The organism is Sphingobium sp. VMM (assembly GCF_056790315.1).
Genome location: NZ_JBXGSI010000042.1, coordinates 1 through 11,591, shown reverse-complemented (window position 1 = coordinate 11,591; position 11,591 = coordinate 1). Strand labels below are relative to the sequence as shown.

Annotated in this window: 7 protein-coding genes and 1 tRNA gene; 6 read left to right on the top strand and 2 right to left on the bottom strand. The window is 66.5% G+C overall.

All coding sequences use genetic code 11. The features are described 5' to 3' along the window. Nucleotides 1-294: 294 nt before the first annotated feature. Nucleotides 295-370 (bottom strand) — tRNA-Thr (locus ACUCV3_RS26960). 204 nt (nucleotides 371-574) lie between these two features. Here ACUCV3_RS26960 and ACUCV3_RS26955 point away from each other — a divergent pair. Continuing rightward, nucleotides 575-1,849, top strand: coding sequence for a PAS domain-containing protein (locus ACUCV3_RS26955; RefSeq protein ID WP_482241449.1), 1,275 nt, complete (start codon nucleotides 575-577; stop codon nucleotides 1,847-1,849). Nucleotides 1,850-2,181: 332 nt separating this feature from the next. Continuing rightward, nucleotides 2,182-6,843 carry an NAD-glutamate dehydrogenase gene (locus ACUCV3_RS26950; protein WP_482241448.1) on the top strand — a complete coding sequence of 1,554 codons (4,662 nt, stop codon included), beginning with the start codon at nucleotides 2,182-2,184 and terminating at the stop codon, nucleotides 6,841-6,843. Between the two features lie 116 nt (nucleotides 6,844-6,959). Here the strand turns inward: ACUCV3_RS26950 and ACUCV3_RS26945 are convergent, their stop codons facing one another. Continuing rightward, on the bottom strand, nucleotides 6,960-8,066 hold the full coding sequence (locus ACUCV3_RS26945; protein ID WP_482241447.1) for an MlaA family lipoprotein: 1,107 nt from the start codon (nucleotides 8,064-8,066) through the stop codon (nucleotides 6,960-6,962). 309 nt (nucleotides 8,067-8,375) lie between these two features. Between ACUCV3_RS26945 and ACUCV3_RS26940 the strand changes: the two genes are divergently transcribed. The 4 genes from ACUCV3_RS26940 to ACUCV3_RS26925 all read left to right on the top strand — a co-directional run bounded on the left by ACUCV3_RS26940 (nucleotide 8,376) and on the right by ACUCV3_RS26925 (nucleotide 11,448). Next, the gene (locus ACUCV3_RS26940) at nucleotides 8,376-9,020 is read left to right on the top strand and encodes a PepSY-associated TM helix domain-containing protein (RefSeq protein ID WP_279731674.1); all 645 of its coding nucleotides are present in this window, start codon (nucleotides 8,376-8,378) and stop codon (nucleotides 9,018-9,020) included. Between the two features lie 17 nt (nucleotides 9,021-9,037). Further along, complete coding sequence (locus ACUCV3_RS26935) at nucleotides 9,038-9,571, top strand: DUF2271 domain-containing protein (protein WP_279731675.1); 534 nt, start codon at nucleotides 9,038-9,040, stop codon at nucleotides 9,569-9,571. A gap of 15 nt (nucleotides 9,572-9,586) precedes the next feature. After that, nucleotides 9,587-10,468 carry a DUF4198 domain-containing protein gene (locus ACUCV3_RS26930; RefSeq protein WP_048938355.1) on the top strand — a complete coding sequence of 294 codons (882 nt, stop codon included), beginning with the start codon at nucleotides 9,587-9,589 and terminating at the stop codon, nucleotides 10,466-10,468. Nucleotides 10,469-10,578: 110 nt separating this feature from the next. Then, nucleotides 10,579-11,448, top strand: a complete 870-nt coding sequence (locus ACUCV3_RS26925) for an FAD:protein FMN transferase (protein ID WP_048938356.1) — start codon at nucleotides 10,579-10,581, stop codon at nucleotides 11,446-11,448. The last annotated feature ends 143 nt before the right edge of the window (nucleotides 11,449-11,591 follow it).

Below are 11,591 nucleotides of genomic sequence, written 5' to 3'. Positions count from 1 at the left end.
TACACGATATTTGAAAAACCATCGCTTCGCGCCATTGGGGCGAATCTCAAGATAGAGTCCTTTTTCGTCTGTTTTGCGATAAGCTGAGACGAGTGCCGGAAAAGCACGGATTTCTGCGGCTTTGAGAGCCATTTGGGGGCATTCCTCTTTTTCCCACCGCAGTGCCCCCAACTCTGCCCCCAATTTAACGAAATCTGGGGGCATTTCTTGGAACAAAGCGAGACCACCGAGAAAGATAGAATCTCTCGGAACCCGCAGAAAATCAACGTTTTTGGACGTTATGGGAAGAAGGCCTGGTGCCGCTTACGTGACTCGAACACGTGACCCTCGCATTACGAATGCGATGCTCTACCAACTGAGCTAAAGCGGCACTGGCGCGGGCAGATAACAGCGGTCGGGCGATTGGACAAGCGCCCAAATGCACTTTCTTGCCCCCCGCCCCGTCCTCGTCGCACGATCGACCGATATTGCGCGCCATCCATCCGCTTTTGCACGCGAATTTACGGCATGTTTACCATCCCCGTGGCACAGCCTTGCGCAAAGTCGCTTATTCTCTGTTCCAAGGACCGACCGGATGGACATTCTGCGGGGGCATGACGTCGCCAACGACCAGGACGATTTCGAATATCCCGGTGATGCCGCGATCGACCGTCCGCTCGCCGTGGGATATGAGGAACGGCGCATGCAGGTGCGCGCCTATAATTATTGGGCGTCGCTGCTGGGCGATCGCGCCCTGCCCCTGATCGAGGATCTTTCGCCCGATCAGATGGACGATTTCGGTCCCTATAGCGTGCTGCTCGATTTCACCGCCGGCATCGAGAATCCGGCAATCGTCTATCTCGGCTCCGCCCTGCGTCAGGAATGCGAGATCGAGGGGGCGATCGGCCATATCGCCGATGTCCCCGCCCGTTCGCTGCTGTCGCGCCTGACCGATCATTATCTCCAGATCATCGCCAATGCCGCGCCGATCGGATTCGAGGCGGAGTTCATCAACCAGCGCGGCCGCGAGATTCTCTATCGCGGTATCCTGATGCCCTTTTCTGCGCAGGGCGATTCGATCGACTTCGTGTTCGGCGTGATCAACTGGAAGGAAATGGCCAGCCACGCTTTGTCGGTCGCGATCGAGCGCGAGGTCGACACCAATTTGCTGCACAATCCCCCGGCGCGCAGCGATGCGCCGATCTGGGCCGATGGACCGGGCGCGGACGAGGATGACGACGTGCTGGACCTGGCCGGCATGGAGATGCCGACCGAGGATGCGCCGCTCGCTGACTGGCTGGCGCTCGCCCGCGAAGGCGCGGAAAAGGCCCGCACCAGCGAGGCGCGCAGCCATGCCGCCCTCTATCGCGCGATCGGCCTCGCTTATGATTTCGCGCTGGTGACCCGCCGTTCGGCCGAGGAATATGCCGAACTGCTGGAAGATTATGGCATCAAGGCGCAGGCGCGCAGCCCGATGACCGCCGTCATCAAGCTGGTCTTCGGCGCCACCTATGACAAGACGCGCATCACCGAATATGCGACCGCGCTCGATCATGCCGCGACCGCCAGCCTGCCGGTCGGCAGCTTCGCCGCTTATCTGGCCTCCTATGATGGCGGCCTCAAGGCCCTGGTCCGCGACGAGCGTGCCGCCCGCCGGGCGGACATGCCCGCCCGCCCCGACAAGCGCCAGACCGCCCGCGACGCGATGAAATGCGCCACCGCGCTCGATCCGCTGGCCGTCGCCACCGACAATGATGGCCTGGCCGTCGTCGTCGCCCGGCGCGAGGCGGATGGCACGCTGGCGATCGTCGGCGCGCTGCCGGAAGGATCGGACCTGGGCCAGCGCGTGATCCTGGCCGCCGCCGACTGATATCTTGCCTCGGCGCCGGCCCTCACCCCCAGCCGTGGCGTAAACGCGCCATCCTGGGGTGACATCGCGGCTTTCCAAGTGCATAGGGGCATGCCTGCTCTTCGGGCCTTGCCTTCCGGACATCGATATCCGCCAGTAACGGGCGGCCCGACCATGCTGCGCCGCATCATAATATTTCACGCGCGCGAAATTTTATTTCGACCAATACTTGAGACGATCCGGTGAGAGGGGCATATAGATGCCCCTAGGACAAGGAGTCGTCTGGCGGTGTTCCAGCGCCTCCTCCGTTTCGGCAACGGCGGGACATTTCCCCGCGGCTAAGAGGTAGGCGAATGACGGCGCTGGCTGATCCCAATATCAAGGAAGTCGATTCAACTGTTCGCGCGGCGCTGGAAGGCGTCCTGGCAAAGGGCGCCCTGCCCGGCGAGAGCGAGGGATTTGATCAGGCGGCCATCGCCGCCGCCGCGGCCTTCCTGGGTCGCACCGCCAATGCGCGCAAGGCCGGCCAGCCCGGTATCGCGATCGAAACGCTGGGCGAAGGCGCCACCGGCCGCTTCATGCGGATCGCGCTGATCAACGACGACATGCCCTTCCTGGTCGATTCGATCGCCACCACGCTCGCGGCGGCCGACATCAGCATCCACCGGCTGCTCCACCCCGTCCTGTCGATATCGCGCGGCGCCGATGGCACCCTGTCCGCGATCCTAGACGATGATGCGCCGGGCGCGTTGCGGGAATCGATGATCTATATCGAGGCCGACCGGGCCGACGCAAAGGCCCGCCGCGCGCTCGAAAAGGCGCTGGAAGACACGCTGGCCGACGTTCGCGTCGCCGTGCGCGACTGGCCGCGCATGCAGGAAGCCATGTCGGCCGACGCCAATGCCGTCACCGACGATGAAGGCGCTGCGCTGCTGCGCTGGTTCCTCGCGGGCCATTTCACCCAGATCGGCCATGAACTGTGCAGCCGCGTCGGCACCTCGGAAGAGCGGCTGGGCATCTGCGCGCTGCGTGACAAGCCGATGATCGCGCCGGCCTCGCGCGAAGCCGCCTTCACCTGGTTCGAGGAAGGCAAGCGCAGCCCGCTCATCATCAAGTCCAACATCCTCTCGCGCGTGCATCGCGGCGTGCTGCTGGACCTCATCATCCTGCCGGTGCGTGAGGGCAAGAGCGTCACCGGCCTGTCGATCCACGCCGGCATGTGGACCAGCGCGGCGCTGGCCGCCTCGCCGGAAAAGGTGCCGCTGCTGCGCTCGGCGCTGTCGGCGCTGATGGACAAATATGGTTTCGATCCGGCCGGCCATGCCGGCAAGACGTTGGCCCATGCGCTCACCACCCTGCCGCATGACATATTGATCGGCTTCGAGCGCGACACGCTGGAGCATCTGGCGCTCACCTTCATGTCGCTGACCGACCGGCCGCGCCCCAAGCTGGTGCTGGCCACCAGCGCGCTCGCCCGTCACCTCTATGCCTTTGTCTGGCTGCCGCGCGACGAACTGTCGACTGCGCGCCGCGTCGCGATCCAGGACATGCTGGCCAAGGCGGCGAATGGCCCGGTATTGAGCTGGTCGATCGCGCTGGAGGAAGGCGGCCTGGCGCTGCTGCGCATCACCCTCGACCTGCGCGACGGCGGCGTGGTGCCCGATGATGCCGCGCTCGATCGCCAGCTCAAGCAGATGGTGCGCGGCTGGCTGCCCGCCGTCGAGGAAGCGCTGGCCGAAAGCGAGGAAGCCGGCCGCGCCGCGGCGCTGGCCCAGCGCTTCGCCCCCGGCTTCCCGATGGCCTATCGCAACGGCGCCGGCCCGGTCGAGGCGGCGGTCGACATCCGCCTGATCCACGGCCTGTCGGGTCCGGGCGACAAGTCGATCCGCATCTATCGCAATCCGGAAGACAGTGCCGAACGGCTGCGCCTCAAGCTCTACAGCCATGACGCGATCGCCCTGTCCGAAGTCGTCCCCGCCTTCGAGAATTTCGGTTTCCGCGTGATCGACGAGATGACCACGCCGATCGACGGCGGCGCGCTCGGCCATGTCCAGCGCTTCGTGCTGGAACTGCCGGCCGGCGGCGATGCCCAGGCGGTGGTCGACCGCGCCGAAGTGGTGACCGAGGCGATCGCCCAGGTGATCGAAGGCGTCGCCGAAAATGACAGGTTCAACGAACTGATCGTCACCGCCGGCTTCGCGCCGCGCGCGGTGGTGCTGTTCCGCGCGCTGTTCCGCTATCTGCGCCAGACCGGCACCGCCTTTGGCATGGCGACCTTCGCCGACACGCTGCGCCGTGAACAGGGCGTCGCCCGCAACCTCGTCGCCCTGTTCGAAGCGCTGCACGATCCCGCCGCGCAGGACGGCAGCGACAAGGCGACCGCCATCCAGGCGGAGATCGACGCGGGCCTGGAACAGGTCAGCTCGATCGACGAGGATCGCGTGCTGCGCCTGATCCGGGCCGTCATCACCGCGACGCTGCGCACCAACTTCTATGCCTCGGCCGCGGCCGAGGCGCTGGCGTTCAAGATCGACAGCGCGCTGGTCCCCGGCCTACCGGCGCCGCTGCCCTGGCGGGAAATCTGGGTCTACAGCCCGCGCGTCGAGGGCATCCATCTGCGCGCCGGTCCGGTCGCCCGTGGCGGCCTGCGCTGGTCCGACCGTCGCGACGATTTCCGCACCGAAATCCTGGGCCTGATGAAGGCGCAACGTGTCAAGAACGCTGTCATCGTGCCGACCGGCGCGAAGGGCGGCTTCTATCCCAAGCAGTTGCCCAATCCGCAGGTCGACCGCGACGCCTGGTTCGCCGAAGGCACGGAAAGCTATCGCATCTTCATCCGCACCCTGTTGTCGATCACCGACAATATCGTGAAGAACAAGGTGAAGCACCCCGCCCAGGTGGTGGTGCGCGACGGCGACGATCCCTATTTCGTGGTCGCCGCCGACAAGGGCACCGCGACCTTCAGCGACGTCGCCAATGCGATCGCGCTGGAGCGGGACTTCTGGCTGGGCGACGCCTTCGCCAGCGGCGGTTCCAACGGCTATGACCACAAGGCGATGGGCATCACCGCCAAGGGCGCCTGGATCAGCGTCCAGCGGCACTTCGCCGAAATGGGCATCGATGTGCAGAGCGAGCCGGTCAAGGTCGTGGGCTGCGGCGACATGTCGGGCGACGTGTTCGGCAACGGCATGCTACTCAGCAAGGCGATCAAGCTGGTCGCCGCCTTCGACCATCGCCACATCTTCCTCGACCCCAATCCCGATCCGGCCAAGAGCTGGGAAGAGCGCAACCGCATGTTCGCCCTGCCCCGTTCCAGCTGGGAGGATTATGACAAGGGCCTGATCTCCGAAGGCGGCGGCGTGTTCGCCCGCAGCCTCAAGAAGATCCCGCTCACCCCGCAGGTTCAGGAAATCCTGGGCGTGACCGAGAGCGAGATGGAGCCGACCGCGCTCATCTCCGCCATCCTCAAGAGCCCCAACGACCTGCTGTGGTTCGGCGGCATCGGCACCTATGTGAAGGCCGCTGCGCAGAGCCATGGCGATGTCGGCGACCCGGCCAATGACCGTCTGCGCGTCAATGCCGAACAGCTGCGCGTCAAGGTGGTGGGCGAAGGCGCGAACCTTGGCACCACACAGGCCGGGCGCATCGCCTTCTCGCTGCATGGCGGGCGCATCAACACCGACTTTATCGACAATAGTGCCGGCGTCGACTGCTCGGATAATGAGGTCAACATCAAGATCGCGCTGAACAAGGAAATGGCGGAAGGCCGCCTGCCCTTCGACAAGCGCAATGCCCTGCTCGAAAGCATGACCGATGCGGTCGGCGCGATCGTGCTGGAGGATAACCGGCTTCAAGCGCTCGGCCTGTCGATCGCCGAAAGCGGCGGCGCGGCGGACCTGGCCTCCTATGTCCGGCTAATCGAGACGTTCGAGGAAACCGGCCGTCTCGACCGCCAGGTCGAAGGGCTGGCCGCCAATGACCAGCTGCTGCGGCGTGGTCAGGATGGCCAGGGCCTCACCCGCCCCGAACTCGCCGTGCTGCTCTCCACCGCCAAGCTGGCGCTGCAGGACGCGATCGAACATGGCGACCTCGCCACCGATTCCAGCATGGGCGCGGAACTGGCCGCCGCCTTCCCTGCCGCGATGCAGGAGAAGGAAGCGGATGCGATCGCCGCCCATGCGCTCAAGAAGGAGATCATCGCCACCAAGGTTGCGAACCGCATCGTCAACCGCCTCGGCATCATCCACCCGTTCGAACTGGCGGAAGAAGAGGGCTGCTCGCTCGCCGATCTGGCCAGCGCCTTCCTGATCGCCGAGCGTCTCTACGACATCCGCACCCTGTGGGCGGATATCGACGCGGCCGACATGTCGGAAGCCGCCCGCCTGGCCCTGTTCGGCGACATCGCCAGCGGCATGCGCGCGCAGATCGCCGATATCCTGCGCAGCGTGCCCGCCGGCACCCTGCCGGACGCCGGCCATGCGATCCTGGCCAAGGGCGTCGAAACGCTCGCCAACCAGGTCGACGACCTGCTCACCAGCGAAGCGCTGCGTCGCGTCACGGCCGTTACCGATCGCCTGCTCTCGCTCGGTGCGCCCGAGACGTTGGCAGTGCGCACCGCCGGCCTGTTCAAGCTGGATGGTGCGGTCGGCATCGCCGCGCTCGCCGGCCGCCTGAAGATGGACGAGATCGCGCTGACCCGCGCCTTCACCCATCTGGGCGAGGCTGTCGGCATCGACTGGGTCCAGTCGGCCGCCGCCCGCATGGAACCGACCGACCCGTGGGAGCGCCTGCTCATCTCCGGCGTCGCGCGCGACATGCAGCAGGTGCGGCTCGACTTCCTGGCCCAGGGCAAGGGCAAGGATGTGTCCGACCATGTCGAGAAATGGCTGATCGAGCGCGGTGCGCGCATCCAGCAGTTCCGCGCCCTGGTGCAGCGCGCCAAGGCAGCGGCATCGCCCAATGTCGCGATGCTGGCGGAAATCGCCGGTCAGGCCCGCGGCCTGCTCGGCCGCTGAGGCCATCGCCCCTTCCCGTCAGCGGGAAGGGGTTTCAACCGCCCCCCCAAAAAAAAAGAAAAAGGCGCCCGATCCAGTGATCGGGCGCCTTTTTCTTTTCTGTGCCTTTGATGCGCTCAGCGCGGGTCGGCGGGCAGCGGCTGCACCATCAGCGGCTTGGGCGCCGGTGCGGGGGGCGGTTCGGGGGCCGGCGCAGCAGCGACCGGGGCAGCAGCCTCCGGCGCCACAGCGGCCGGCGCATCAGCTGCCGGCTTGTCCTTGCCGGGCACGCGCAGCCCCGGACCATAGACCGGCGTCACGCCCGGCGTGTAGCGACCGTGCAGCGCCTCGATCTCCGCCTTGCGCTGGTTGAGATAGAGGTCGCGATAGCTGCCATAGGGATTGTCGTCGGAACGGATCGCCTGGATGCGCTCGTCGAACGCCGCGCGCTCGCCCAGCTGGTCCAGCACCGCCATCGGGATGACGACCGTGGGCTGGGTGAATGGCTTGCCCACCGCGAAGGGCAGGATCATCTTGTCGACCGTGTCGCCGATGATGTCGCGCAGCGTCGTCGGGCCGACCAGCGGCAGATACATGTACGGCCCCGGCCCCACGCCATAGAAGCCCAGCGTGTTGGCTAGGCCATTGGGGCGATAGGGCAGGTTGAACGGCTTGCGCTTGGCAACGTCGAACAGGCCGACAAAGCCCAGAGTCGTGTTGATCGCGAAGCGACCGGCCGTCTCGAACGCCTTGCCCGGCTTGAACTGCAGCATATAGGCCGCGAACACGACCGGCTCGCCCAGGTTCGAGAAGAAGTTGCGCAGCCCCTTGCGCACCGGACGCGGCAGACCCTTGTTATAGGCCTTGGCCACCGGCTCGATCAGCGCCTTGTCGACGGCCTGGACCGCTTCGAAAGACTGTTCGTTGATCGCGGCGAAGGGATCGCGCTTGCGCAGCCCGGTATCGCCGGTCACGACGATCGCATTGGGATCGACCGGCACCTCTTCCTTGGGCTGCTCCGCAATCGGGCTCAGCGTCGGCAGCACGACCGGCGGCGGATAGGGACTGTCAGGTGCCGGCGTCTGTGCTGGCGCTGGCTGGAGCGGATCGGCAGGGACCGTCTGGGGCGTTTCCGCCGGCGCAGGTGCCATAGCCGCAGCCGGCACCATCGGAGCGCCGCTGTCCACGACCTCCCCCTGTCCCGCCATCAGCATCATTCCAGTGGCGGCAACCGAAAGCAGCATAAATCGTCCCTTGTCACGGCCCCGTCTGGACGACGGGCCCAACGGCCAGCAACGGCCTGGATAAGGGCCGATAAACAGACATCGCATCCCCGCGACATCGCTGTCCAAGCTGATTTCGCTAGGGGGGCGTGCCGCACCCGTCAAGTATGGTGGTCAAGCAGGAGGCGGCAGGCGGAGACGCGCGTGCGGCGCTTTGGTTCCCGACCGCTTACATTTTGATACATTTTTCCTGTTGCGAGCGGTTTGCAATTGCGAGTCGTTCGCGTTATTCGGGCCACCTCATTTCCCACAGGACTCGCCGTTCCCTCGATGCACGCTCCCGCCCGCGCCCAGCCCAAGAAAAAGAAGAGCGCCAAGGCATTCTGGCTGAAGCAGCTGCATACTTGGCATTGGGTGAGTTCGGCGATCAGCCTGATCGGCCTGCTGCTCTTCGCCTTCACCGGCATCACCCTCAACCACGCCGCCGATGTCGAGGGGGCGCCCCAGACCGTCGAGAAGAGCGCCACCCTGCCCGCCCCGCTGTTGAAGCTGGTCGCGGCCGATGACGCGCCCGACGCCAAGAAGCCCCTGCCCGCCCCGATCGCCCAATGGGTCGAAAAGGAAATCGGTCAGAGCGGCGCGGGCGAGGCGGAATGGTCGGCGGACGAAGTCTATCTCGCCCTGCCGCGTCCCGGCGGCGATGGCTGGGTGTCGATCGACCGGCATGACGGCAAGGTCACCAGCGAAGCGACCAGCCGTGGCTGGGTCAGCTACCTCAACGATCTGCACAAGGGCCGCAATGCCGGCACCGTGTGGAAATGGTTCATCGATATCTTCGCCATCGCCTGCTTCCTGTTCGCGCTGACCGGCCTGCTGCTGCTCCAGTTGCACGCCGCCAAGCGGCCGAGCACCTGGCCGCTGGTCGCGATCGGGCTTGCGCTGCCCGCGCTGCTCGCCATCCTCTTCATCCACTAACGGGGGTCCATCTTTCCATGCAGATCAGTCCCAAGCTCATCCTGTCCGGCGGTGCCGCGCTCGGCGCCACCGGTGCGCTGGCCGCGCCGGCCGCCGCGCAGACCATGACCGTCACGGTCAATATCCCGCGCCTGTCGGTCGCCGAATATCACCGCCCCTATGTCGCCATCTGGCTGGAGAAGGAGGGCGCCGCCCCCCGCACGCTCGCGGTCTGGTATGATGTCGACAAGGCCAAGGGCGAAGGCACCAAATGGCTGCGCGACATCCGCCAGTGGTGGCGCGTGTCCGGCCGCACGATGAGCTTCCCGGCCGATGGCGTATCTGGCGCGACCCGCGCGCCGGGCGACCAGAAGATCGCCTTCACCGCCGGCAAGGGGCCGCTCGGCGCCCTGGGTCCGGGCAAATATACGCTGGTGGTGGAAGCCGCCCGTGAAGTCGGCGGCCGCGAACTGCTCCGCCTGCCCTTCACCTGGCCGGCCAAGCCCGGCGTCGCCGTCAAGGCGCAGGGCAGCAGCGAACTCGGCGCCGTCAGCGTCAGCTTCGGCAAGTAACAGGGGACAAAGACCATGAAAGCCAAATATCTGATCGCGGGCGCGCTTGCCGCCCTGATGCTCTCCGGCGCGGCCCAGGCGCACCGCCAGTGGATGCTGCCCTCCTCCACCACCCTGTCGGGCACCGACAGCTGGGTGACGGTCGACGCGGCGGTCTCCAACGACCTCTTCTATTTCGAACATTTCCCGATGCGCACCGACGGCATCGCCGTGACCGAGCCGGATGGCACCACCGGCAAGATCGAAAATGCCGCCACCGGCAAATATCGCTCGACCTTCGACGTGCATCTGACCAAGCCCGGCACCTATCGCATCGCCAATGTCTCGACCATGGTGATGGGCAGCTACACCCTGAACGGCAAGCAGGAGCGCCTGCCGCGCGGCACCACCAAGGCCAATCTGGCCCAGGCGATCCCTGCCGGCGCCACCAATGTCCAGACCGCCGAGGCGAGCAACCGCAACGAGATATTCGTGACGCTGGGCGCGCCGACCACCACCATCTTCAAGCCGACCGGCACCGGCATCGAACTGGTCCCGGTGACCCATCCCAATGACCTGGTGTCGGGCGAGACCGCGACCTTCCAGTTCCTGCTCGACGGCAAGCCCGCCGCCGACCTCAAGGTCACCGTCATTCCCGGCGGCATCCGCTATCGCGATGCGCTGGGCCAGATGGACCTCGTCACCGACAAGGATGGCAAGCTGGCCGTCAAATGGGGCGCCCCCGGCATGTACTGGCTGAACGCCAGCACCGGCGGCGGCCGCGAAGGCGGCCCCGGCGGTCCCGGTGGTCCGGGCGCGCAGGGCGGCAAGCCGCAGGGCGCACCGCCCGCGCCGCCGGCCGGCCCGCCGCAGAAGCGCGCCTCCTACATCACCACGCTGGAAGTGCTGGCGCCCTGACCCGGCCCGCCGGCAATCCCGTCCGGATCGCGATAGCGCCCGACCTGTCGCCCGAGCAATTTGCCGGGCGCCAGCGTCAGGGCGCTATCGTCACTTTGGCCGGGCCGACCATGGGCACCACATGGTCGGCCCGCATCGTCGATCCGCCCGCCGACTGCCAGACCCATGTCGAGGCCGTGCTGGCCGCCGTCATCGGCGAGATGAGCAATTGGGAAGCCGGCTCCGACATCAGCCGCTTCAACCGCAGCCCGATCGGCCAATGGACCCGCCTGCCGCCCGCGATGATGGGCGTGCTGCGCGCGGGCCTGTCCATGGCTCGTCTGTCGAACGGCGCCTTCGACCCGGCGATCGGCGGCATCGTCGCGCGCTGGGGCTTCGGCCCGGCCCTCGCCGGCGGCAGCGCCACCGCCTCGGTCGCGCCCTGGACCTGCATCGAACTCAATGGCGACCGCGCCCGGCGCACCGCCGACGTCGCGCTCGATTTTTCCGGCATTGCCAAGGGCTATGCCGTCGACGCGGTCGCGGCCTGCCTGCGCAGCCTCGGCCTCCCCAACTTCCTGGTGGAGATTGGCGGCGAACTACGCGGCGAAGGGGTGAAACCCGATATCCAGCCCTGGTGGGTCGATGCCGAAGTGCCGCCGGGCCTCGACCTCCCGACGCTGCGGGTCGCGCTCTGCGGCCTTTCCATGGCCAGTTCGGGCGATTATCGCCGCTACCGGATGGAGGGCGATCGCCGCCTGTCGCACAGCATCGATCCCGCGACCGGCACGCCCATTGCGGAGGGCGTGGCTGCCGTCACCGTGCTCCATGCCTCGGCCATGCTGGCCGACGCCTGGGCGACCGCGATCACCGTTCTGGGCGCCGATCGCGGCATGGCCCTCGCCACCCGCCACAACCTCGCCGCCCGCCTCATCCTGCGCACCGAAACCGGCGGCCAGGAATATATGACCCCCACCCTCGCCGCCATGCTGGCCGACTGAGGCCGACTTTGGGCAAGGTGGCGCCCCAGAGGGCGGGAATGGGTGGATTTGCGACAGTCAGCTTTTGGAGAGAGGAGCGACGATAGCTTACCTTGGACAGTAAAAATCAAGCGGCAACAATCGTCGATAGCGAGCTTGCGCCG

Bases quoted from the DNA above. Each gene is read 5' to 3' on its own strand.
- ACUCV3_RS26925 (WP_048938356.1), top strand. From the start codon at position 10,579: ATGGGCACCACATGGTCGGCCCGCATCGTCGATCCGCCCGCCGACTGC.
- ACUCV3_RS26935 (WP_279731675.1), top strand. From the start codon at position 9,038: ATGCAGATCAGTCCCAAGCTCATCCTGTCCGGCGGTGCCGCGCTCGGC.
- ACUCV3_RS26945 (WP_482241447.1), bottom strand. From the start codon at position 8,066: ATGCTGCTTTCGGTTGCCGCCACTGGAATGATGCTGATGGCGGGACAG.
- ACUCV3_RS26950 (WP_482241448.1), top strand. From the start codon at position 2,182: ATGACGGCGCTGGCTGATCCCAATATCAAGGAAGTCGATTCAACTGTT.
- ACUCV3_RS26940 (WP_279731674.1), top strand. From the start codon at position 8,376: ATGCACGCTCCCGCCCGCGCCCAGCCCAAGAAAAAGAAGAGCGCCAAG.
- ACUCV3_RS26955 (WP_482241449.1), top strand. From the start codon at position 575: ATGGACATTCTGCGGGGGCATGACGTCGCCAACGACCAGGACGATTTC.
- ACUCV3_RS26930 (WP_048938355.1), top strand. From the start codon at position 9,587: ATGAAAGCCAAATATCTGATCGCGGGCGCGCTTGCCGCCCTGATGCTC.